We start from the raw sequence: 23048 nt of genomic DNA on the forward strand, positions 1-23048 counted from the left end.
ATATTAAAGTCTTGGGCAACGCGGCGTACCGTTTGCCCTGCTGCAATCTTGCTTAATACGAGTTGTCGAAAATCATTTGAGTAGGTCATTTAGGTATTGTAGTTCTTTTTTGGTTTATTGACTATACCAATTGAGATATTACTTAGATTGCTACTTGGTTTGCACAAAAAAATACGGCCCCGATCAAAAGATCAGGGCCGTATTGGTATAGAGTCAAGAACGTAAGCGCTATCTAATCTAAAAACAGATAGCGCTCAGTCTAAACTACATTGCTTGCTGCTGTTGTTGCTGGGCAGCAAGAAGGTCTTGATAGCTGACTTCTTTGTCAGTTACTTTACCTTGCTCAATCAGATAATCAACCACTTGGTCTTCTAGCACTACAGACTCAATGTTAGCGCGCTGCTGCTTATCATTAGTGTAGTACTCGATGACTTCTGCCGGATCTTCGTAGTTTTCTGAAGATTCTTTGATGAAAGTCTCAACACGCGCTTGGTCAACTTCTATACCTTTAGTGTCGATAACGCGAGCAACGATGATACCAAGACGGGCGGCACGCAATGCTTGCTCTTCAAATAGCTCATTTGGCAACATGTCTTTGTCAAAGCTATCAGCGCTTGAACCGAACTGTTGAGCAAAACGTTGCATCATCATGCTACGTTGACGCTCAATTTCTTGCTCTAGCATGGCGTTTGGCACGTCAAACTCGTTCTTTTCTAACAAGGCATCAAAAGTAGCTTGCTTAACTTGGCTACGGGCAGCATTTTTGATTTCGCGTTCCATGTTCTTACGAACGTCGTCTTTTAGTTTCTCAACGCCGCCCTCGGTCACGCCGAACAGCTCAAGGAACTCTTCATTGATTTCAGGAAGTTTAGATTTTTCAACTTTCTTAACGCTAATTTTGAATTGGGCTTCTTTACCAGCAAGATCTTCCGCTTGATAGTCTTCTGGGAAAGTTACGTCGATGGTTTTTTCTTCATCGGCTTTCATGCCTTTGATACCCGCTTCAAAACCTGGAATCATCTGGTTGCTACCGATAACCAATTTGAAGTCTTCAGATGAGCCGCCTTCAAATTTCTCGCCGTCGATTGTGCCTTCAAAGTCAAATATAACCTGATTACCGCTAGCTGCTTTGCCTTTTTTCTCTACAAACTCTTCACGTTGCTTTTGTAGATTTTCGATCATAGTGTCAACATCTTCTTCTTTAACAGTGGCGGTATGACGTTCAACTTCAATGTCGTTAATACCTTGCACGTCAACTTCTGGGAAGATTTCAACCGTTGCTTGATACACTAAGAAATCGTCTTCAAGTTTTACATCATCGATGTTAGGCATGCCGACAGCGCGGATATCTTCAGCTTTAATCGCTTCAAATACAGTATCGCGGATTACATCGTTAATAACTTCTTGTTGAATACCAGCACCATATTGGCTGCGGATATGCGACATAGGAACGTTGCCTTTACGGAAACCGTCAATTTTGGCGGTTTTCGCAACTTGACGAATACGGCCTTCAACTTTGTTTTGAATTTTTTCGACAGGTACTTTAACCGTCAGCTGGGTTTCTTTTTCAGACAGCTTGTTGGTTGTGATCTGTAAATCTGTAGCCATGTTGATTACACCTTTAGGATTAAAATAACAGGCAATCGCGCCTCAAAATGGGGACTCGTTATGCCGATTGCTGTTGGAATGAAAAGAATAGGGGATATCGACATCCAGATAGTACGACTGGCAATCACCAGTGACACTATCGATATAAACAATATAGAATGCCCAATATCAATAATAATCCACTAATACGCTTTAATAGTAATGCTTTTTAATGAATTAAAGCGATAAATAGCGGCTTTCGATAAAATTTTAAAAGTAGAACAGTATAATCTATCTGTTAATTAAAGTAAAAGTTATCTGTTTTGTCTGCTATAGGCGTTTACAAACTCTCATGACCTTAGTAGTCATGATGAAGTCACAGCAGAAAAAGCCAGCTGTAATGATAGACTATTTTATAGCTGTTGCAATAACTGCTGGATAGCTTGCCCGCGATGACTGACCTGATTTTTATCAGTAGCGTTTAAGCTGGCAGCCGTTGCTTGCATATCAGGTAACCAAAATAGCGGATCATAACCAAAACCGCCCTCGCCATGCGGCTGGTCTAAAATCTCACCTTTCCACAATCCCTGCGCGATAATCGGTAGCGAGTCATCGGCATGGCGAACCATTGCCAGCACACAGACAAACATACCCTTAATAGGCCGATCGGATTGCTTATCGCGGATAGGCTGCAAGTCGGCGACGAGTTTGGCATTATTATTCGCATCATTACCGTGTTCGCCAGCGTAACGGGCTGAATATATTCCAGGCGCATTACCAAGTACCGGCACGCATAGTCCTGAATCGTCAGCAATAGCTGGCTTGCCACTAATACGGCTGGCATGACGTGCTTTGATGATGGCGTTCTCAATGAAGCTAAGACCATCCTCGACAGCATCTTCAATATCCAGCTCGCCTTGCGGAATGATAGTAACGTCTAGATTGGCTTCGGCAAACAGTCTTTTGAATTCAGCAAGTTTGCCTTTATTATTACTGGCAAGCACCCAAGTGGTCTGATTCTTCTGGGTGGTCTGTAATTGGGTTTCTGCATCGCTCATAGGACAAGTCCGTGATTTAAGTATTTATTATTTGATTGTTCGATTATTGGCTATCAAATTATTATGGTTTATTGTTAATTGGGACGATTATTTGATGCTTCAAGTAGGTAGTTTGCTAACCCATACCCTCTATAAACTACTTAAAATAGTCGAATTAAGGCGACTATAACATTCGGTAACGGATATTGTCCGCAATCGTTGCTATAATGACCAGTAAGCTACAGTGAATTATAGCTTATGAGTTGTAAATTTAAAATTAACAATAGATTAATGCATCAACTGGCTAGTATTAATTAACTAACAGTTATGTGCTTAACCTCTAAATTTATAACGATGTGCAATAGCACATTGAGTAATAATTCTAATTAACAATAAACTCAGCCAATTTAGCTCGATATTTTATGGTTATAAGTTTAAACAATACCTTAAAATATCGCAGTAACGATTGTGTTGTCTGTGAAGTTTGAGGTAGGTGTGTTAAAGCAAATATTTTTATGACAGACGCGCAATTGGAACATAAGATTAATGGCTAAACCAGCAAGGATAAAATAACTATGTCAAAGATTACTTTACCAAATTTGCCCTATGCAAAAGACGCACTCGAGCCACATGTCAGCGCTGAGACTCTAGAGTTTCATCATGACAAGCATCACGCCGCTTATGTGAATAAGCTAAATGATTTGCTACCAGGTTCTGGTCTAGAAGACAAAACACTGCCAGAAATCATCAAAGCAACGGTTGAAGATGACAGCAAAAAAGTTATGTTTAACCAAGCAGCCCAAGTATGGAACCATACCTTCTATTGGAACTGCATGACGCCTGAGAATGGCGGCGGCGAACCTACTGGTGACTTAAAAGGCAAAATCGAAGAAGACTTCGGTAGCTATGATAAGTTCCGTGAAGAGTTCAAAAACGCAGCAACTTCACAGTTTGGTTCAGGTTGGGCATGGCTCGTTACAGATAAAGTCGGCGGCAAACTATCAATCGCCAAAACTGGTAACGCTGATAACCCATTAGCCCATGGTCAAGTAGCCGTATTGACTTGTGATGTATGGGAACATGCGTACTATATCGATTATCGTAACCGTCGTCCTGATTACGTTGATACCTTCCTAGATAAGCTAGTGAACTGGGACTACGCGAATGCGAAATATAAAGGTCAAGATGCTGGTGTTGAAGAGTAAGTAACTTTTATAAGTACATCTTCTATAAGTACATCTTCAAAAATCAGATTGTCTTAGCTTTATAAGTAAGAAAAAAAGGACGCCGCGAGGTGTCCTTTTTTTGTCGCTAAATTTACTCAAAGCGTCATATAACTACTTGTTCGTCATCTTTACTTCTATGTAATATATATAAGTTAATCGTCAGGGTCTTCACCTCGATAAATTTTATCTTCTCGTATGTCATCAATGTCGTCTTCAGATAACTCCCTATTCGCTAGAGGAATAATTATATTTGCTTGGTCTAGAATTTCTTCTAATTCATCTTCAAATTCTGGTTTAGTAGCTTCGCTTAATAGTAAGTTGAGAAACTCACTTGGCAGACCATCTTTTAGACCGAGATGATCATCATGGCTTACAAAAACCTGATCTATATCTCCAGTAGCGACTAGTGCATCTACAAGCTCTTCAACAGTTTCAATATCAGTATCTACACCTGAAAAGTCACCTTCCTCTAAAGCTTGAGCTACACTTTCTAAGCTATTAAAATCCTTCATAAATCTTCACTTCCTATATCATATAATTGCACGCTATTATCATATGAAGGCTTAATAGCTAGTTTTCAAGAGAGTAATAAGACGCTAAATATTTAATAGCTAAATATAATATATGAAGAAATAGTCCATTATAAATTTTGTGTCTAAGTAGTTTGTTATTTCAAATATTAGTTAGATTATTACAAGAAATCGATGTTCTATAGAGGTCGATGTTCTATAGAGATAGGGGGAGGTATATTATAATCAATGTGATTTAACTTACTTAGTGAGCCTTTCTTTTGTCACAATCCCTGCCCATCAAAAATAGTTCATCCACAAGTATTACTCCATATTCCTTATCTTCATCAGAACTCGTTTATCGCCTCAGATTTGCTTAAGCCCATTAATACTACAACACTTCAAACCCAAACTTAACCAACGCCTCACGTAACATCGCAATATTATAAAAAGCATGCGCATTAACCGTATTTTGAAAGAAGATATATAAGGTATCAAAATGCTGACGCTGATTGGCAATCGCTTGCGCCCAATCCTGCATTTCTGCTTCGCTGTAACGATAGTCATGACGGTCGCTGGCACTCATCGCATCCCACCAATTTAGATTATTACCATGCATGCGCAGATAGCCCGTACGCTGGGTAAATATCAGTCGTGATGGCGGTAGACCTTTCACTTTGGGATAGTCAACGCTGCACCAGATAAGACTTTGCTCGCCAAAGCTATCGACGACTTGTGGCGTGTGCCAACTGTTATGACGAAACTCAACCGCTAAGGGATAGTCTTTAAACCAGCTGACTAGATTGGCTAGATAGAGCCTATTGTCGCGAGTGCGATCAAAGCCATGCGGGAACTGTAATAACAATGGCGCTAGGCAATTTGCTTCGATAAGAGGGGTTAGGGCAGTAAGAAAGGCTTGTGCATGTTCGGGACTGCCTTTACGGGCATGAGTGAAATCTTGATGAAGCTTGACGGCGAATTGCAATTCACTTTCGGCTTGGACATAGGCTTTATTAACCATACCCGCAAAGGCTTTTTGACCAATAGGTGCGTAAAAAGTGCTATTAATCTCTACCGCCCCGTATTGTTTGGCATACTCACGTAAGAAGTCCGTTTTCTTAGTACCGGTTGGATAAAGCGTGCCTAATAAGTCGGTATCGCTATAGCCGCCAGTGCCTAGATAAATACGTTGGGTATTGATATTAGTCATAGCCGCCCTCTACATTTAAGTCCTTTTTTATGGGTCTGTTGTTGTCCATTTATATTTATGAGCTTATTTTCCTAGACTATTTTTTACACGTCTATTTCTTACGTGTCTATTTTTTACGAGACCAGAGCCATTCAATAAGCTCAAGTAGCGCATCACTTTCTGTATTGTTGCCAAGCTCACGAGTAATTGCCGCCCGTCCGTCATTAAATAGTGACTGCGAATAATCTTTGGCGGCGTCAACACCCATCAATTTAACATAGGTAGATTTGTCTAACTTTTCATCGCTGCCAGCGGGTTTGCCTAAGGTATCGGTACTGGTAGTGACGTCTAAAATGTCATCTTGTACTTGAAAAGCCAGCCCAATATGCTGCGCACAATCTTGCAATGCGATACGTTGTGGGGCAGTTGCTTGCGCACAGATTCCACCCATCAATACTGCTGCCTCAATCAAGGCACCTGTTTTGTCACGGTGAATAGCTTCTAAATCGTCTTGGGTGATATTGCTGCTGGCTTCAGCGTTGATATCAAGCATTTGTCCTGCCACCATACGCCGTGCTCGCGGTGCAAATAGAGCTGATAGCTGGCTGGCTATTTGCGAATCAAAAGGTATAAAGGTCGGGATTTCTGCGGTCAATACCTCAAAAGCTAGGGTCTGTAACACATCACCAGCCAGCAGAGCAGTCGCCTCATCAAATACTATATGAGCAGTCGGCTGACCACGGCGTAGCTCATCGTCATCCATACATGGCAAGTCATCGTGCACTAATGAGTAGGTGTGCAGTAACTCTACCGCCAATGCGGCACGGCGGCACATATCGTAGTGCGCTTGGCCATGTAAAAGCTTATCCAAATTGTCTAAGCTATCTAAATTGTCTGTTTCATTTTCATCGGTAGTATTTGCTAGTTCAGTTACAGAGGAATTATTGGTGGCACTTATGCTAGCTGCTTTTATACTAACAAAGGCACTTGCTACTAATAATGGCCGAACCAGTTTCCCTTGACCGGTCATTACATAACGGCAGGCGTCTATTAATGGGCTGGGCAATTGAGCATAGGCAAATAGGGTATCAATATCTTGCGCTAATTGTGCGCGTAGCCTGTTGTGAAACGACTCGAAATTATTAAAAGGGACAAAGCGTGGCGCAGAAGAAACAGTCATAATCTAACCAATGATAAGGTGAACAATAGAAATACAGTTAGTGTAGCATGATAGATGCTGAGGCTTGTATGGACGCTTTAAGCGTTATTTATTTTGGTTACGTATTGATGATTTAACTTGCCGTCTTAATGTGTTCTGATAAAGCGGTGAGTGACTGTAGTACCCTTGAAAATTTTAACCGTATTACTGACAACCTAAACAGCACTATTGATAATGTTAGCAACATTATGACCCTAAAAACCAGTACACACTCATGCATGTAAAGTACGTAATTACAGAGGTAAATGCTTGATAGTGACTTACGAGTCCGGTATTAGCTTGTGACAGTTGGGGGCATAATCCCCTACACTAATTGATGTTAAGACGGCTTAATGATTTAAATGCTGAGTATATAAACAGGTTATCTGACCGATAAAGCCAACTATTGAGCCAAATATAAGCAAAAAAAGTATAAAAATGAAGCGCCATAGCAATGCATGCTAGATAAAGCAATGAGCGCTGGATAATAAAGACATCATCGCGGTTAATCTGTCAGATTGACTGTGTTATTACCTGTTTTATTAACAATAACTGGCTATTTACTTTAACTTTAAAACGTAGCTTTTATTATATAGCAAGGAGTTCCACATGGTATACCAAGGAAATCGCATCACGGTGACAATGCTAGAGGATGGCATCGTCAACATGCAATACAACGCCGAAAACGAGAGCGTGAACAAGTTCGATGCTGAAACTAATAAGCAATTTGGCGAAGTCGTAACTGCACTTGAGAAAGCCGATGACGTTAAAGGTTTGATCGTAACGTCAAGCAAAGGCGTCTTTATCGCTGGTGCTGATATTACAGAATTCGTCGCCTCTTTTAGGAAGTCTGAAAGCGAGATTAGAGACTGGGGCGTCAAAGTCAACGACGCCTTTAACCGCTTTGAAGACTTGCCATTCCCTAAAGTTGCGGCCATTAATGGTGCGGCGCTTGGCGGTGGTTGTGAGATGACTCTGGTTTGTGAATATCGCGTCATGAGTGACAAGGCGATTATTGGTTTGCCTGAAACTCAACTGGGTATTTTCCCAGGCTTTGGTGGTACCGTACGTAGTACACGTATCATCGGTATCGACAATGCACTTGAACTTATCGCAACCGGCACGCCTAAAAAAGCGCTTGATGCGCTAAAACTGGGCTTGGTTGATGCGACCGTTCCTGCTGATGACTTGCAAGATGCTGCCATTGATTTGGTCAAAAAATGTATTTCAGGTGAACTTGACTGGGAAGCCAAACGCGAAGAGAAGTTAAACCCCGTTAAGCTGAACCAGCTTGAGCAAACAATGGCGTTCAATAGCGCAAAAGCTATGATCTTTGCCAAAGCCAATCCTAAGCAATATCCTGCGCCAGCACTGGCTATTGCAGCTATCGAAGAGCACGTTAATCTACCTCGTGATCAAGCGATTGAAGTGGAAGCAGCAGGCTTTGCTAAAGCCGCCAAAACCCCACAAGCAGAGAGCTTGGTTGGTCTGTTCTTAAGCGATCAGTTGGTCAAAAAACTGGCCAAGCAACACAGCAAGCAAGCGCATGAAATCAATGAAGCTGCGGTACTAGGCGCAGGCATCATGGGCGGCGGTATCGCTTATCAGGCAGCCAGCAAAGGCTTGCCAATTATCATGAAAGATATCAAGTCTGAGCAATTAGACCTTGGTATGGGTGAAGCCAGCAAGTTGCTTGGTAAAATGGTTGATCGCGGCAAGATGACTGCCACCAAAATGGGTGAAACCTTAAGTCGTATTCGTCCTACATTGAACTATGGTGACTTTAGCGATACTGACATTGTTATTGAAGCGGTTGTTGAGAATCCAAAAGTTAAGCGTTCGGTACTTAAAGAAGTGGAAGGCTTGGTTAAAGACGATTGTATTTTAGCTTCAAATACTTCAACTATCTCTATTACTTATCTAGCTGAAGCACTTGAGCGTCCAGAAAACTTCGTCGGTATGCATTTCTTCAACCCTGTGCATCGCATGCCGTTGGTTGAGGTTATTCGCGGTGAGAAGTCTTCAGAAGAAGCCATTGCCACGACGGTCGCTCTAGCAACCAAAATGGGCAAAGTACCTGTTGTGGTCAATGATTGCCCAGGTTTCTTAGTCAACCGTGTGCTATTCCCATACTTTGGTGCTTTTGACTTGTTACTTAAGCAAGGCGCAGATTTTGTCCATGTCGATAAAGTCATGGAAAAATTCGGCTGGCCAATGGGCCCTGCTTATCTGATCGACGTCGTTGGTCTAGATACTGGTGTTCATGGCGCAGAAGTGATGGCAGAAGGCTATCCTGACCGTATGAAACCTGACTATAAAGGCGCAATTCAGCATCTTTATGACAATAATCGTCTGGGTCAGAAAAACGGCGTTGGTTTCTATAAGTATGAAATGGACAAACGCGGCAAGCCGAAAAAAGTTGCTGATGATGCCACTTATGCGTTGCTCAAAGACACGACCGACAGCACTAAGCAAGAGTTCGACGATCAAACTATCATCGATCGCACTATGCTGGCTTTTTGTAATGAAACCGTACGCTGCTTAGAAGACAATATCGTATCGACGCCATCTGAAGCTGATATGGCCATGATTATGGGCGTTGGTTTCCCACCATTCCGTGGTGGCCCATGCCGTTATGTCGACCAAATGGGTCTTGATAACTATCTGGCGCTGTGCGAAAAATATGCGCACCTTGGCAAAGCTTATGAAGCCCCGCAAAAGATTCGCGATATGGCAGCAGCAGGCGATACCTTTTACGCAACGGCGTAACGGGCAGTCATTACTAGGATGAAGCGCAGTACGCATGCTCGGTAGCGGTTGATGATAATTTGTTATTGATTCAACCCCTTATAATTGGTTAAACGATGCGAGTATAGTAGTACTGCCACTGACAATAAAAAATTGAAAGGAATGCATATGACAACTTTAAGTCCAAAAGATGTGGTCATCGTAGATGGCGTACGCTCGGCGATGGGTAAAACCAAGAACGGCATGTTCCGCCATGTGCGCGCTGATAGCTTATCTGCTGAATTGGTTCGCGCTTTAGTAGAGCGTAACGACTTTGATCCACGTGACGTCGAAGATATTATCTGGGGTTGTGTCAACCAGACTCTAGAGCAAGGTCTAAACATCGGCCGTAACATCGGTTTACTAGCTGATATCCCTAAGACCGCTGGCGGTCAAACCGTTAACCGTCTGTGTGGCTCTTCCATGCAGGCGCTACACACGGCCGCTGCGCAAATCATGACCAACCAAGGTGATACTTTCATCATTGGTGGTGTTGAGCATATGGGTCACGTCGGTATGATGCATGGCGTCGATCTAAACCCAGCAGCGTCTAAGCACTATGCCAAAGCCTCAAATATGATGGGCTTGACCGCTGAAATGCTTGGCCGTATGAACAATATCAGCCGCGAAGAGCAAGATGCGTTTGGTCTTGAATCTCATCGCCGTGCATGGGAAGCGACGACTGAAGGTCGTTTTGACAATGAAATCATCGGTATCGAAGGTCATGATGCTGCTGGTCGTTTGCAACTGTGTACGGTTGATGAAGTGATTCGTCCTGATGCCACTATGGAACAAATGCAAGCGCTACGCCCAGCCTTCGACCCTAAAGGCGGTACGGTAACCGCAGCGACTTCATCAGCCTTGTCTGATGGTGCGTCAGCAATGCTAGTGATGAGCGCGCAAAAAGCGAAAGACTTAGGTCTTAAGCCGCGTGCTCGTATTCGCAGTATGGCAATTGCCGGTTGTGACGCTGCTATTATGGGTTACGGCCCTGTACCAGCAACGCAAAAAGCGCTAAAACGCGCTGGCATGAGCATCGATGACATGCAAACTATCGAGCTTAACGAAGCCTTCGCGGCTCAAGGTCTGTCAGTGCTTAAAGCTCTGAACTTGACTGACAAGCAAGACATTATTAACGTCAATGGTGGTGCAATTGCCCTAGGTCACCCACTGGGTTGTTCAGGCGCACGTATTACTGTGACTTTGCTTAACGCAATGGAACAGATGGATACTGAAGTCGGTCTGGCTACGATGTGTATCGGTCTTGGTCAAGGTATCTCTACGATCATTGAGCGTGTATAAGCAGTTGATGTTTCAATAATTTCACAGTAATTAAGCGTTTTAACAAAAACCCTCAGTCATCATGACTGGGGGTTTTTGCATTAATGGCAGACATGAAAGATATGGAATGAAAAAACCATAAGTTGTTACTATAGGTTATCCTCATTGACGTACCAGATAAACTATGACTAAATAAGAGTATAATTAATAACTATAATTTCATGCTAAATCTGAAGTTAAAACAACCTATACATATAGGTTTTAGCCGTACAAGGAGTGTACTATGCCCACTATGATTACCGACCGCACCTACCGCATTGCCCGCGAAAATACGCAAGCGATGATTATTGATGTCCAAGAACGTCTGACCCCGCACATCTACGACCATGAAAATATCGTCAAGAAAATAACCACTTTAGTCAAAGGTCTACAAGCACTTGACATTCCGATCATGCTGAATGAGCAATACAAAAAAGGCTTAGGCGATACGTTGCCTGAGATTCGTGAGCTATTAGAAGGCGCTAATGCCAAAGGTTTTGAGAAAGTCACATTCAGTGCCTGTGATAATGATGACTCATGGAACCATCTTGCTCAGCAAAATCGTAGTATTGTTTTACTATTCGGCGTTGAAACTCATGTCTGTGTCTTACAAACGGCGCTTGATTTGCTCGATAATGGTATGCAGCCGGTCATCATTGGTGATGCGGTAGGCTCGCGTTTTCCTTACGATAAAAAGCAAGCTATTCGTCGTATTCGCCGTGCTGGCGGGGTGATTACTACTGTAGAAACTATCTTGTTTGAGCTATGCCGTAGTAGTAAAGATCCTGCATTCAAAACTATTAGTAATCTGATTAAGTAGGGTTTTGATTGAAGTGCTTAAATTAAAGAGCTACTTACTTATGACATCAAAAAAGGGTTTGTCAGTGATGACAAACCCTTGGTTTTATAGATCTTAGATTAAAAAATGATGGTTTATGTTTCTTTATCGTCATTCGCAGCGCTAGTATTTTTCTCATCAATGTTGGCAGTATTAGCATTAACCTTCATATGGGACTTACCTAATAACTGTCCCATTTGCACACTAGCATTAGCGGTCATATTGTCTTGCCAGTCCGCTATTGCAGCTTTTGGCAATACTACAATAGCTGTTGAGCCCAAATAAAAGCATCCGAGCTCGTCGCCTTTTGCCAAGCTCATGTTATGACTCGTCTCTTGAATATCATCCGTACGAGTGATTTTGCCAGTAGCGACTGTCTCGATACCAGCGACAATCATCGCACCGACCATTACTACTGCGGCCTTGCCGTACTGAGTATCAAACATACATACCAAGCGCTCGTTACGAGCAAATAAGTCAGGAATATTAACGGCAGTGGTAGTATTAACCGAAAATAATGTGCCGGGAACGTAACGGGTTTTGGTTAAGGTGCCATCAAATGGCATATGGACGCGGTGATAGTTGCTGGGCGCGAGATAGACCGTGGCAAAGCTACCATCTGCGAAATAACTGCCATCTTCACTATCAGCAAGCAGCTGACCCACATCGTAATGCCGACCTTTGGCTTGTAGCAGCTTATGATCCTGTATCTGACCCAACTGTGATATCACGCCATCGGCGGGGCTGACGATACCATTGGTAGTGCTATCAATGGTGCGCGCATCGTCTTTAAGCTCACGGGTAAAAAAGTCGTTAAAGCTCTCATAAGCTTTGAAGCTCTGACGCTCATAGTCATCCAAATGAACGTTATAAGCTTTGGCAAAGCTGCGAATAAAGACGCGTTTGACGACAGGGTGACGGCTAGCGGCCAAGCGTCCAGCAACTTTGCTCAGCTGCTGCTGCGGGACAAACTGCTGTAGAGTAGTAAATAAATTCATGACAAGGTTACCGGAATAGGGTTTAAAATAAGAATAGAAAATAAGTAAATCAATAGCCGTATTTTAACATGAACCGCGTATTAGGGTATGATCATAATCTGCTAAGGAATTAATAAATGAAAGCACTTATTCAACGGGTGAGCCGTGCCAGCGTCACGGTTGATGACAGTTGTATTGGCAGAATTGAGTACGGAATATTAGCTTATATTGGGCTGGGGCATGACGATAGGTTTGATAATGCGCAGCGGTTAGTGGATAAAATTCTAACTTACCGCATTTTTGAGAATACTACTGATCCTTCCAAAGTTGGCAAGCTTGATCAAAACGTACAGCAAGTTGGTGGCGGACTGTTACTGATTTCACAGTTTACTTTAATGGCCAACACCAATAATGGTCGTCGGCCAGATTTTGGCGCAGCTATGAAGCCCGATGCCGCGCAAGCCTTATTCGCTGAGCTGATAGTTTATGCAGAAACTCAGCATTCTATAGTTGCCAGCGGTCAGTTTGGGACTAATATGCAAGTTGAGAGTATTAATGATGGGCCGCTAAACTTTTTATTGGAAGTTTAAGCTATTTGTTAATTTAATAAGCTGTCAGATAATTTAAATTGTCATCAAGCCGTCATAATAAAGTTGTTTAATAAGGGGAAGATGGCGAGCGTTTACTATTATGTTTGCATATTCCTTCAACTCACCATTTACTACTTATCATTTAAAAGCTGTCATTAAAAAAAGGCTATCGTATGCAGAATGAGCAAATTTTGATTGTCGAAGATGAGCCGGCAATCCGTGAAATGATTGTCATGACATTAGAGATGGCCGGATTTGACTGTTTGCAAGCCGTCGATATAGCGGAGGCGCACCAACAAGTGGTTGACCATCGTCCCGCACTCATTTTACTAGATTGGATGCTACCGGGTGATAAAAGTGGCGTTGATTTTTGCCGGATGCTCAAAAAAGACGAGCTGCTCTCCGAGATTCCGGTCATTATGCTCACGGCCAAAGGCGAAGAAGACAATAAAGTGCAAGGGCTGGATGCGGGGGCGGATGATTATATTACTAAGCCGTTCTCAACACGTGAGCTGGTCTCGCGAATTAAGGCGGTGCTGCGTCGAAGCAGTGCACTGAGTGCCGATAAGCCCATTGAAGTAGCAGGATTGAGCCTTGACCCCAAAAGTCAGCGGGTCAGTGCCGATGGCAAGGTGATTGATATTGGGCCAACTGAATATAGATTATTGGCGTTCTTTATGAGTCATCCGGAGCGAGCTTATACCCGTACTCAATTGCTTGACCAAGTATGGGGTGGCAATGTATATATAGAAGACCGTACGATTGATGTGCATATTCGCCGTCTACGCAAACTCTTGCAACCTTATGACTGTGCCAGCTTAATCCAAACCGTACGCGGCACTGGTTATCGGTTTTCTAGCTTGGTTGAACAAGAATAGTTAAGTAAGAATAGGGTAGCAAAAGTAGGGGAGTAATGATAACTACGTTCAACAAAAATGGCATGGTTTAACAAAAACGGCATGGCGACAGCGATGCAGTTGCCTGTGGTGAGGATAGTATATTCATATGATGAAGCCAGCGGATAACAAACGACGCCCAACTAACCGTTATGCGTTGCTGTGGGCGGATATAAGCTGGTTGCTGTTTTGGTTAAGCGGTGGGGTGGCATTAGGTTTCTATACCTCATACTTACTAGAAAGTATCATCGCGGCGCTGCTATCCTATAGCTTGTGGCGGATGTATACCTTGCAGCGGTTCAATACTTGGATCAATAAGCCGGTGAATACGCCGTCTCCTGATATGTTGGGTGGTCTCAGCGTAGTGGCGTCGCAACTGTATCAAAACCGTAAACAAGAAAGGCTCACTCAACAGAAACTAATGGGTTTGGTTAAAAAAATTAGAAGTTCTTTATTAGCCTTACAAGATGCGGTTATTTTGCTCAACGATACTGATGATTTGGAATGGTGGAATCAGGCAGCAGAAGACTTGCTGGCGCTACAATCCAGCGACCAAGGTAATAGCATCTTCAACTTAATTACTGTGCCAGAATTTCGGCAGTATTATCAGACGACAGTTTCTCCAAATAACGGCATTCATATGGTGTCATGGCTAAATCCAGGACGCTATCTAAAATGTGAGGTCACGCACTTTGGCGGCGAAAAGATGTTGATAATTTATGATGTAACCCGTTTGCAACATTTAGAACAAATGCGTCAAGACTTTGTGGCCAACGTCTCGCACGAGCTGCGCACGCCGTTGACTGTGCTAATGGGCTATCTTGAGACCTTCTCTGACCAGCCAGATATTGCGCCGCAGTGGCAACGCGGTTTTAAACTTATGACCCAACAAACCTCGCGGATGAACAGTATTGTCAACGATTTGTTATTATTATCTCGGTTAGAGAACGAAGAGAAACCAGCGCTTAGCCTCATAGATATGACGCGATTGCTCACCCAGCTGTTGGACGATGCCAATGTTTATAATAAAGAGTATGGGCATCAAATTAGCTTGCAGGTGAATACTGACAGTAATCTATACGGCGCGGAACTGTATATAAATAGTGCCTTGCTAAATTTGGTGGTCAATGCCATCAAATATACCCCAAAAGGCGGCAATATCGTTATCAGTTGGACAGCGACCGAGAAAGGTTGCGTGTTTGCGGTCATCGATGATGGCATCGGTATCGCACCGCAGCATATTTCCCGATTAACCGAGCGTTTTTATCGGGTAGATAGTGGCCGTAGCCGCGCTACCGGGGGAACAGGTCTAGGGTTAGCAATAGTGAAGCATGCCCTGTATCAGCATCAAGCCAGCTTAAATATTGAGTCGGAGGAAGGACAAGGCTCGACCTTTAGCATTTTATTTCCTCCTGCCAGTATTTGCGTACCTAAAACTGCTTTGACTACTACAAATAAAAAGCTTTCAGACAGCAATAAACTAAAAAACCCAGAAAAACACTAAAGTTGTTAGTTATCTTTGGATAGCAGCGGATAGGGATTTACCGCGCGGCCATTGATATAAATGCCATAATGCACATGCGGCGGTGTGCCTTTAGCGTTACCACTGTTACCCACATAACCTATAATATCGCCAGCATTGACCCAATCATTGGTGCTGATGTCAGCGTAGTCTTCCATATGGGCGTAATAATGCCCAGCGCCGCCAGGACCCACAATGACCACAACGCGTCCGCCTAAGTTGTTTTGCCCAACCTTGCTGACAACCCCTGCTGTTGTCGATTTGATTGGCGTACCACGTGGGGCAAAAATATCAATGCCTTCATGGGAGCGACCTTCGCTACGAGCGCCGCCCCATGTATCTGTTAGATGCTGTTCTGGTAATGGACTTGGTAAGCTGTTTTCTGTGGGCAATTCCTGTTGTAATAGATTAATCTGCTGCCATTTTGACACCACGAAGGATTGGGTTTGTTGGCTAATACTGGGTAGCAATTTATCCAGCACAAACAATAGCGCTAATAAGAAAATAGACTTTAACAGTACACTTATCAAACGGCTTAACAACGCTGGTTGTTGTTGCCGATTTTTTTCAGTTGGTAGCATCGACGTTCCTTATATGCGCTTGTAGCCGCTTGAATAGTATTGTTTCAAAATTGATGCCGCTATAGGGCTGTTGTTTATAGCATTTTTACATAAGTTTTTGATAATATCTAATATAACGCTTCTTTTAGATTACGATGGTTTTTTATATGATCAACCTTGCCACTGCGCTTGTTATCGACACTGAAACCGACCAAGGTCGCGATCCACGACCTATTCAGGTAGCGACTATTAATGTTGCTACTGGTTTTGAGTGGATGAAATACTTTAACAGTGGTCGTTCTATATCGCCAATCGTTATCAGAATTCATGGGATTACCGATCAGGATGTGGCTGGTCTTGAGCGTTTTGAGTTGGATGAATTTGAGTTGCCGGAGTATTTGATTGGTCATAATGTACGCTTCGATTGGCGAGTAATCGGTCGGCCATCGGCTAAGCTCATTTGTACCGTTAGACTGGCCCGCGTAGCCTTCCCAGAGTGGAGCGCCTATAGTCAATCTAAATGTATTGAGCAATTATTGGGAAAAAGTGCGGCAATTAAAATGACTATTGTCGCACATGATGCATTAGGCGATGCACGTATGTGCCACTTACTGTATCAGGCCTGCTGTGAACGGCTAGAGATTGAGCCGACCGATTTTGACGCGGCCCATAAAATCTCAAACACTGCCAATCCCGTAGGTAAGATGCCGTTTGGTAAGTACAAAGGACAAGCGATTAAAGAGGTACCCATCGGCTACATTAAATGGATGCTAGGCAACATCCAAAACATGCAACCGTCGTTATATTCTGCGTTAACCAACCGTTTAAAGTTAGATGAAGCCGAGGACGCAAAAAAGTAAAGACATCAATATTTATGAGCCCTAAACGTTTATTAAGACCGATAAATTCATTGACCGTTAAGTCCAATTAAGAGTCTATGGCTGCTCGCTTAACCAATTACTAGCCATCTGCCATAGCTGAGGTGCTTTTGCATGTGTCCTGCTACTAAAATAACGCATGTGACCGATACTGCTAAGTCCAAAATCTCTTGGGTCTAAAAAGCGCTTTTGTACTGGCATCTGGCTATAGACTCGTATCATGTCATCCATGTTTTTGTTATTGGCAATATCATCATCACTGAACCCCAACCACAATGCTGGCATAGTAATGTCGTCATAAAAGTGCGTGTGTATACTTTTGCCAAAGGCCGTCTTGATGTAGCCTGATCCATTGCACCACTCGCGCCATTGCCGAGCCACGCCTTTAGGTAAAGGTTCGCCCATGCCTATCTTATCTGAAGGGGTATAACCTAACGTTAGATTGGTTATGGGGATAAAAAAGTCCATAAAGCCCATTGCTTTGATTTTATAAGGCATGTCCATATTTTTAATACATCCTGATGAGCAGGCGACGTTAAATACAGAGGCAATAGACTCGTAATTTGGCATCAAGCCAATCAGTTGACCACCAGCACTATGACCAACTAGATGATAAGAGGCATCAGCAAATTCATCTTGCAAAGCGTCAAGCACTGCTGGCATATCATGACGCCCCCAACTTATCAGTGACGCATCACACTTAGCGAGAGCAGTTGTGAGTGACTCACCAATGCCTTCATTGTCAAAGGTAAGCACGCCAAAGCCCTGTTCCGCTAAATAATGCGCAAAATTATGATAAAACTGGCGCTTGATGCCTGTCGCAGGCGTAATTATTACCGCTTTTTTTACAGAAGCTTTAGGATGATAAACGGTGGCTGTCAACGCTTGATTACGCTCGGTCATTATAGTTAGTGAGTAAACATCGATATTAGCGTTGTCCTGTTTATCTAAAGAAGATTGCGTGTGCTTATTGTGCATTGTTTTATCCTAGTTAGTTTTGTCGTTTCTATTGCTTGGTGGCACTTTATTAGTAACAATCCATCAGCGTTAATTGCCGTCGATTTAGTTGCGAGAGTTTACAACAATGTAGTCATTGCGTAGTGATAAATAGGTGCTACCGCGTGATAATACGACTTATGGTAATATAAATGCTGGCAATAGCGTTTAATCTCATTTATGTTTATTATGCGCAATTTGTATATCGTTAACAACTATTGTAGAAGGGTATCGATTATCAGCTTACTCGCTACTATCTGGGATGATTGGACCGCGCTATTATTGAAGTAAAGATTACAGTTTTAGAAAAGTGCTGACGCCGTGCCAAGACAAAATTCTCAGCATCATTCATCCGTATTCAACTTGAAACGAAGCTGTAAAAGCTATGGTGCGCAAGTGGAAGCAGGTTCATTCGTCCCAGCATGTGCTGGCAAGGGTGAAAAAAACACATCGTTAGCGTCACTCGAGACCTTTATAGCGTCAGCATCAGTCACCTTATTGCGACAACGCCTATTAGATTTCAATAAAAAAGGAATTTTTATGTCCTCGATTGTAGCCAGTCCGCCCAACAAAAAGACCCGCAAGCAAATTCCGCTAGTGGAAGTTCTGGAGGCCCGTGCGGCCGACAGTTGGACTCATACCCGCAACGACGAACCGCGTGGTTATATTGATGCAAACAAGTTACAGGAATTATGGATTCACACTGGCACCGCCTGCAATCTGGCCTGTCCATTCTGCTTGGAAGGCAGTCACCCTGGTGATGGACGTATTCCTGGAATGAAACTGAGCGATGTAAAACCTTTTATTCACGAAGCTTTGAGTATGGACGTAGAGCAATTTTCCTTCACCGGCGGCGAGCCTTTTGTCATTCGTGATTTTGTGAATATCCTCAACTATGCCAGTCAACATCGACCCTGCTTTGTGCTCACTAACGCTACCGAGCCGCTGCTGAAGCGGCGGCACCAAGTGTTACCCCTACTGAATAACCTTTATCCCATTCATTTCCGCGTCAGTCTCGATTTCCCCGACCGCGCCCGCCACGACAAAGACCGGGGTGAGGGCAGCTTTAATCAAGCGTTAGAAGGCATACGCTGGCTAGTAGATCAGGGCTTCAAGGTATCCATAGCGCGTCAGACCGACGCTGACGAAGTACCTTCCATAGTGGATGCTAAGTTCCGCGAGATATTCGAGGAGTGGGGTATTCCGCAGAATCTGGCGTTCACGGTATTTCCAGATCTAGGTATACCGGGCTCGGAGGACGGCAGTCCGGAAATTACTGAAAACTGTATGCAAAAATACCCCAGTGTTGAGAGTCGGGCACATTTTATGTGCACGTATACGCGGATGTTGGTGAAAAAAGGGGATTCAGTAAAGGTGTATGCTTGCACGCTGGTGGATGACGATCCTCAATACGATTTAGGTGAGTCACTGGCTGAGAGCATGAATGAGCGAGTTATGCTGCGTCATCATCGATGTTTCTCTTGTTATCGCTATGGCGCTAGCTGTTCGGCACCTGCTTAGTTTGGTTTTTGGTGGTTTGGCCTAGGGCTTTTTTGCACCGCTATTGGTGGCCCGTTGGCGACGCAGACCGACAGTGGTATCGCACTCCTGATGGTAGGTTTTTGTACTGATCCCGATCTAGGCTTCCAAGCCTTAGATGGCAAAGTGTTTGGTAGTCTAAGCAGTAGCATAAAAAATGTAGTAATTGCGTAGTGTTAAATCGCTGTCGCCGCGAGATCGCGTGGCCTATGGTAAGATAAATGCTAGCAATATAGTCAATATCTAATAAAATAGATGCGCTAGTAGACACCTATAGCTGGTAAATATTTTCCTACTTGCTTTGTGGCTAGGCCACTCCAGTGGCTATTTCTCCTAGCTACTCCATCCGTTTAAAAACAAATCAACTATAGGGCTTAATCGTGTGTGTTTATTATGTGTGATTGGTATATTGCTGATAACCATGCTAGAACGCTCTAAAAATAATTTGAAAACAGCGTTAAAAATGTTAATTTAAGTAAAAATCAAGGAAACTATATGCAGATGAAAATTAACAACGACACTTATGAAGTAATAACCAGTCAAGATATTACTAATATTGAAAAAGCCGTGGATAAATCAACGCTGGCTATGCCTTTGGTCGCGGTTTATTGTGGCTCACGTTTGGGTAATAGCGATATTTATGAACAAGCTGCCCGTGAGCTGGGTCAAGCTTTAGCCGAAAATGGTATGGGTCTGGTCTACGGTGGTGCTAGTATTGGCCTTATGGGTGCGGTGGCAGATGATGTTATTAAAGGAGGCGCACAAGCCGTCGGTGTGATTCCAACTTTTATGCTCAAACATGAAATTGCGCATGAAGGACTGACACGTCTACACTTGACCGATACCATGCATACACGTAAAACGGTGATGGCAGAATATGCGGATGCCTTTATCACCTTACCCGGTGGTCTAGGTACGCTAGAAGAAATCATGGAAATCGCGACATGGCGACAGTTATATCAACACGAAAAACCGATGATTATTCTGAATATCAATGGTTTTTATGATTGTTTGATTGAGCATTTGAAATACACGGCTGACCAAGGCTTCATGAAGCAGCAAGACCTTGAGCGCTTAGTGGTTTGTAATACGATTGACGAGGCCATTGAACTGTTGCAAGTGATCGTTAAGATTGATGACAAAGTTGATACAGATACTATGGCGGGTAATTAAGGCAGGTAACTAAAGTGGGCAAATAAGGCGGGCAACTAATAATAACTAACCACCAACCCAAATAAAATAAAAAACCGGAACAGAAGGCTAGTGATTAGTCTTTGACTCCGGTTTTTTATGCTTGATATTTAGCGTATATTTAAGCTGGCACTAAACTATCTAACGCCGCTTCACGGATACTACGATTGACAGTGGCCATAGCAGGGGGAAACCCGCGTTCTCTAGCCAATACTTGTGCCACAGCATCAACCGTCGCGCTATCGTTATGAACTAAATACTGCCATTCATGAGTGTAGCGGCTGCGATTGGCTGGCAAGTCATTGTCTAGTATGCCAAGTTCAGTCAGCTGGTTAACGATTTCATCCGCAGCAATCAAGGTTGATGAGGCTTTAACATTCTCAGCACGCGCATAGTGTAGATTGGAATATAAGCTGACATCCGCCACCCGTAAGGTATCATCCTTACCAGGAATTTGTTGACCGCCATATAAGGCGTTACCAACGGTGCGTGCGCTATTAAATGTGGGTACAAATTCTGCCACATATTCGATGGATTGCTGACTGCGCGCTTGTAGCGGTGCTTTATCCCAGCCGTCTTCAATATAATGCACATATTGCTCAGGTAGTTTGGGTTGAGCACTATCCTTATTAGAAGCAACTAAGCCATCATCAAATAAAGTAACGAAATTACTCATACCATGTATTTGGAAGTAACCACCCGGATAAGGAGTAAGTTGTGCCATGCCTTCTGGCGTACCGCGTTGGCCATAAATAATAATTTCTGGTATCTGTCCGCCAGCCTCACCCCAATGGGTAATATAAGAGGATTTAAACTCAACCATACGGGTTACTTCAATGCCGACCATATCGTCAATAATACCGGTACGAAAACCACAAGCATTGACTAAATAATCGACTTCGATAGCGTCATCGGTCAACTTACCATTCTGCTGATAATCGATACGCCACTTGGTAACGTGGTGATCGGCGTTTGAGCAATCCGTACAATCAACGGCTACCACCTTTTTAACTTGAGTATCGGTAAAGACGTGAGCATGCTCATAGCCTTCTAAGGCTAATTGTGCGGAGGCCGCCAAGCGAAAGATATTCCAGCCATACTCTTGTACCACAATCAGTGGAAACTTAACTTTATTTAAATCTAAATGTTTGGCAACCGGTATCATCCATTCATCGACGCATTCAGGTACCGCCACTTGTTTACGCTCCGAGAGCTCAATTAACTGCTCATGACTATAGAGCTGATAATAATCTTCAGGTTCGCCTAGGACCTTATTATTAATGTCTTGTGCAATAAGCTCTTGATAGGCATCGGTCAAAATATCCAGACGCGGGAGCAAATCTTCGGGTAGCCCTTCATCTCGAGTCGGTACTGCAAACACGGTTGGGCGTACATCCATGGTATAAGGATAAAGGCGCAAAATATCGATACATTGTTTGAGGAGTGCCACGCAGTCCTCATCAGGGATTTCGCGGTATAGATTACCACCAGCATGCAAATGGCACATTGGTGGGCCATCAACAAGTGAGGTTTTCTTTTCAAACAAATAAGTCTCAAGCCCCAATGCCGCCAAGCGAATGGCAATGGTAGCCCCTGCTGTACCACCACCTAGAATGCCAACTCGCTTTGCTGATTTATAGTTGGCTACTCCGTAGGTAGCAGCATCGTGCTTGATGGACGGGGATTTAGTATTTGTAAAAGATTGAGTCATTGTCGTGGTCATATCCTTAATATCGTAAGCAAGATGAGGAATAAATACTGTGTAAGGTCTAGACTTTATAATTTATACATCTAGAATTTATGACAGATAGAGAGTTATGAGAGATGCAATCTGATGTTTTTGTGTTAATAACACTAATATGCATGCTGTTATGTCTAACTTCAATAGGCTGGCAGATTTGGTATGTTGAATAAAGGTGTAGTTTAGCTAATTTTATGTTTCAAATTGTGTAGATGTACTTATCATATTTAAGCCCAGTGTACGAGATTTCATAACAAATAACCCAGTAAATACGTAAGTAAATGCATAGGTTTTGTCATCAGGTAGATATGAGAGGTATTAAAAAAAAGAAGCTTACGTAGAAGGGTAGAGTAGAGCTAAATCTCTGTTTGGGTAATGGCTATTTCAGCAGTAATTACTTGAGCAGCCATGGTTATTTGAGTAATAGTTGTTTCAGTAGTTCTTGTTCGATTAATGTCAAAGCTTAT

Annotated in this window: 19 protein-coding genes; 10 read left to right on the forward strand and 9 right to left on the reverse strand. The window is 43.1% G+C overall.

The window, feature by feature from the left end:
• Window positions 1-264: 264 nt before the first annotated feature.
• Both tig and rdgB read right to left on the reverse strand, forming a co-directional pair.
• Entirely contained in the window at window positions 265-1608 is a 1344-nt protein-coding gene (tig, locus tag JMX97_RS09610; protein WP_201557509.1) for a trigger factor, read from the reverse strand.
• Between the two features lie 392 nt (window positions 1609-2000).
• A complete protein-coding gene (gene rdgB, locus JMX97_RS09615; protein ID WP_201557515.1) occupies window positions 2001-2645 on the reverse strand; it encodes an RdgB/HAM1 family non-canonical purine NTP pyrophosphatase in 645 nt (214 codons plus the stop codon).
• 554 nt (window positions 2646-3199) lie between these two features.
• Between rdgB and JMX97_RS09620 the strand changes: the two genes are divergently transcribed.
• The gene (locus tag JMX97_RS09620) at window positions 3200-3829 is read left to right on the forward strand and encodes a superoxide dismutase (protein ID WP_201557517.1); all 630 of its coding nucleotides are present in this window, start codon (window positions 3200-3202) and stop codon (window positions 3827-3829) included.
• A gap of 173 nt (window positions 3830-4002) precedes the next feature.
• Here the strand turns inward: JMX97_RS09620 and JMX97_RS09625 are convergent, their stop codons facing one another.
• The 3 genes from JMX97_RS09625 to JMX97_RS09635 form a co-directional block, all read right to left on the reverse strand.
• A complete protein-coding gene (locus JMX97_RS09625; protein ID WP_201557519.1) occupies window positions 4003-4362 on the reverse strand; it encodes a hypothetical protein in 360 nt (119 codons plus the stop codon).
• 388 nt (window positions 4363-4750) lie between these two features.
• Window positions 4751-5569 carry a DUF72 domain-containing protein gene (locus JMX97_RS09630; protein ID WP_201557521.1) on the reverse strand — a complete coding sequence of 273 codons (819 nt, stop codon included), beginning with the start codon at window positions 5567-5569 and terminating at the stop codon, window positions 4751-4753.
• Window positions 5570-5675: 106 nt separating this feature from the next.
• The gene (locus tag JMX97_RS09635) at window positions 5676-6728 is read right to left on the reverse strand and encodes a polyprenyl synthetase family protein (protein ID WP_201557523.1); all 1053 of its coding nucleotides are present in this window, start codon (window positions 6726-6728) and stop codon (window positions 5676-5678) included.
• A gap of 627 nt (window positions 6729-7355) precedes the next feature.
• On the opposite strand from JMX97_RS09635, the gene fadB reads away from it, so the two are divergent.
• From fadB to JMX97_RS09650, 3 genes are all read left to right on the forward strand, one after another.
• Window positions 7356-9515 carry a fatty acid oxidation complex subunit alpha FadB gene (gene fadB / locus JMX97_RS09640; protein WP_201557532.1) on the forward strand — a complete coding sequence of 720 codons (2160 nt, stop codon included), beginning with the start codon at window positions 7356-7358 and terminating at the stop codon, window positions 9513-9515.
• 147 nt (window positions 9516-9662) lie between these two features.
• The gene (gene fadA, locus JMX97_RS09645) at window positions 9663-10835 is read left to right on the forward strand and encodes an acetyl-CoA C-acyltransferase FadA (RefSeq protein WP_201557540.1); all 1173 of its coding nucleotides are present in this window, start codon (window positions 9663-9665) and stop codon (window positions 10833-10835) included.
• A 262-nt stretch (window positions 10836-11097) separates the two neighbouring features.
• Window positions 11098-11673 (forward strand): isochorismatase family protein, encoded by a 576-nt coding sequence (locus JMX97_RS09650; RefSeq protein WP_201557548.1) that lies wholly within the window; start codon window positions 11098-11100, stop codon window positions 11671-11673.
• Between the two features lie 113 nt (window positions 11674-11786).
• Here the strand turns inward: JMX97_RS09650 and asd are convergent, their stop codons facing one another.
• The gene (gene asd / locus JMX97_RS09655) at window positions 11787-12689 is read right to left on the reverse strand and encodes an archaetidylserine decarboxylase (RefSeq protein WP_201557550.1); all 903 of its coding nucleotides are present in this window, start codon (window positions 12687-12689) and stop codon (window positions 11787-11789) included.
• A gap of 116 nt (window positions 12690-12805) precedes the next feature.
• On the opposite strand from asd, the gene dtd reads away from it, so the two are divergent.
• From dtd to phoR, 3 genes are all read left to right on the forward strand, one after another.
• A complete protein-coding gene (gene dtd, locus JMX97_RS09660) occupies window positions 12806-13258 on the forward strand; it encodes a D-aminoacyl-tRNA deacylase (RefSeq protein WP_201557552.1) in 453 nt (150 codons plus the stop codon).
• 173 nt (window positions 13259-13431) lie between these two features.
• The gene (phoB, locus tag JMX97_RS09665; RefSeq protein WP_201557561.1) at window positions 13432-14136 is read left to right on the forward strand and encodes a phosphate regulon transcriptional regulator PhoB; all 705 of its coding nucleotides are present in this window, start codon (window positions 13432-13434) and stop codon (window positions 14134-14136) included.
• A 127-nt stretch (window positions 14137-14263) separates the two neighbouring features.
• Window positions 14264-15658 carry a phosphate regulon sensor histidine kinase PhoR gene (gene phoR / locus JMX97_RS09670; protein ID WP_227671541.1) on the forward strand — a complete coding sequence of 465 codons (1395 nt, stop codon included), beginning with the start codon at window positions 14264-14266 and terminating at the stop codon, window positions 15656-15658.
• A gap of 5 nt (window positions 15659-15663) precedes the next feature.
• Here phoR and JMX97_RS09675 read toward each other — a convergent pair whose 3' ends face one another.
• Window positions 15664-16257: a M23 family metallopeptidase gene (locus JMX97_RS09675; RefSeq protein WP_201557563.1), complete on the reverse strand. Its 594-nt coding sequence runs from the start codon at window positions 16255-16257 to the stop codon at window positions 15664-15666.
• Between the two features lie 146 nt (window positions 16258-16403).
• Between JMX97_RS09675 and JMX97_RS09680 the strand changes: the two genes are divergently transcribed.
• Complete coding sequence (locus JMX97_RS09680) at window positions 16404-17096, forward strand: putative quorum-sensing-regulated virulence factor (protein WP_227671542.1); 693 nt, start codon at window positions 16404-16406, stop codon at window positions 17094-17096.
• A gap of 75 nt (window positions 17097-17171) precedes the next feature.
• Here JMX97_RS09680 and JMX97_RS09685 read toward each other — a convergent pair whose 3' ends face one another.
• Entirely contained in the window at window positions 17172-18092 is a 921-nt protein-coding gene (locus JMX97_RS09685) for an alpha/beta fold hydrolase (RefSeq protein ID WP_201557567.1), read from the reverse strand.
• A gap of 558 nt (window positions 18093-18650) precedes the next feature.
• Between JMX97_RS09685 and JMX97_RS09690 the strand changes: the two genes are divergently transcribed.
• Together JMX97_RS09690 and JMX97_RS09695 are read left to right on the forward strand one after the other, a co-directional pair.
• Complete coding sequence (locus tag JMX97_RS09690; RefSeq protein ID WP_201557569.1) at window positions 18651-19631, forward strand: radical SAM protein; 981 nt, start codon at window positions 18651-18653, stop codon at window positions 19629-19631.
• A 513-nt stretch (window positions 19632-20144) separates the two neighbouring features.
• On the forward strand, window positions 20145-20822 hold the full coding sequence (locus tag JMX97_RS09695) for a TIGR00730 family Rossman fold protein (RefSeq protein WP_201557571.1): 678 nt from the start codon (window positions 20145-20147) through the stop codon (window positions 20820-20822).
• Between the two features lie 139 nt (window positions 20823-20961).
• Here the strand turns inward: JMX97_RS09695 and JMX97_RS09700 are convergent, their stop codons facing one another.
• Window positions 20962-22551, reverse strand: coding sequence for an FAD-dependent oxidoreductase (locus JMX97_RS09700; RefSeq protein WP_201557578.1), 1590 nt, complete (start codon window positions 22549-22551; stop codon window positions 20962-20964).
• Window positions 22552-23048: the final 497 nt, after the last annotated feature.

This window comes from Psychrobacter sp. 72-O-c, assembly GCF_904846605.1.
Classification (GTDB): Bacteria; Pseudomonadota; Gammaproteobacteria; order Pseudomonadales; family Moraxellaceae; genus Psychrobacter.

Bases quoted from the DNA above. Each gene is read 5' to 3' on its own strand.
- tig (WP_201557509.1), bottom strand. From the start codon at position 1,608: ATGGCTACAGATTTACAGATCACAACCAACAAGCTGTCTGAAAAAGAA.
- JMX97_RS09680 (WP_227671542.1), top strand. From the start codon at position 16,404: ATGATCAACCTTGCCACTGCGCTTGTTATCGACACTGAAACCGACCAA.
- JMX97_RS09690 (WP_201557569.1), top strand. From the start codon at position 18,651: ATGTCCTCGATTGTAGCCAGTCCGCCCAACAAAAAGACCCGCAAGCAA.
- JMX97_RS09630 (WP_201557521.1), bottom strand. From the start codon at position 5,569: ATGACTAATATCAATACCCAACGTATTTATCTAGGCACTGGCGGCTAT.
- JMX97_RS09625 (WP_201557519.1), bottom strand. From the start codon at position 4,362: ATGAAGGATTTTAATAGCTTAGAAAGTGTAGCTCAAGCTTTAGAGGAA.
- JMX97_RS09685 (WP_201557567.1), bottom strand. From the start codon at position 18,092: ATGCACAATAAGCACACGCAATCTTCTTTAGATAAACAGGACAACGCT.
- JMX97_RS09635 (WP_201557523.1), bottom strand. From the start codon at position 6,728: ATGACTGTTTCTTCTGCGCCACGCTTTGTCCCTTTTAATAATTTCGAG.
- asd (WP_201557550.1), bottom strand. From the start codon at position 12,689: ATGAATTTATTTACTACTCTACAGCAGTTTGTCCCGCAGCAGCAGCTG.
- JMX97_RS09675 (WP_201557563.1), bottom strand. From the start codon at position 16,257: ATGCTACCAACTGAAAAAAATCGGCAACAACAACCAGCGTTGTTAAGC.
- JMX97_RS09650 (WP_201557548.1), top strand. From the start codon at position 11,098: ATGCCCACTATGATTACCGACCGCACCTACCGCATTGCCCGCGAAAAT.
- dtd (WP_201557552.1), top strand. From the start codon at position 12,806: ATGAAAGCACTTATTCAACGGGTGAGCCGTGCCAGCGTCACGGTTGAT.
- JMX97_RS09620 (WP_201557517.1), top strand. From the start codon at position 3,200: ATGTCAAAGATTACTTTACCAAATTTGCCCTATGCAAAAGACGCACTC.
- JMX97_RS09700 (WP_201557578.1), bottom strand. From the start codon at position 22,551: ATGACTCAATCTTTTACAAATACTAAATCCCCGTCCATCAAGCACGAT.
- phoR (WP_227671541.1), top strand. From the start codon at position 14,264: ATGATGAAGCCAGCGGATAACAAACGACGCCCAACTAACCGTTATGCG.
- rdgB (WP_201557515.1), bottom strand. From the start codon at position 2,645: ATGAGCGATGCAGAAACCCAATTACAGACCACCCAGAAGAATCAGACC.
- phoB (WP_201557561.1), top strand. From the start codon at position 13,432: ATGCAGAATGAGCAAATTTTGATTGTCGAAGATGAGCCGGCAATCCGT.
- fadB (WP_201557532.1), top strand. From the start codon at position 7,356: ATGGTATACCAAGGAAATCGCATCACGGTGACAATGCTAGAGGATGGC.
- JMX97_RS09695 (WP_201557571.1), top strand. From the start codon at position 20,145: ATGCAGATGAAAATTAACAACGACACTTATGAAGTAATAACCAGTCAA.
- fadA (WP_201557540.1), top strand. From the start codon at position 9,663: ATGACAACTTTAAGTCCAAAAGATGTGGTCATCGTAGATGGCGTACGC.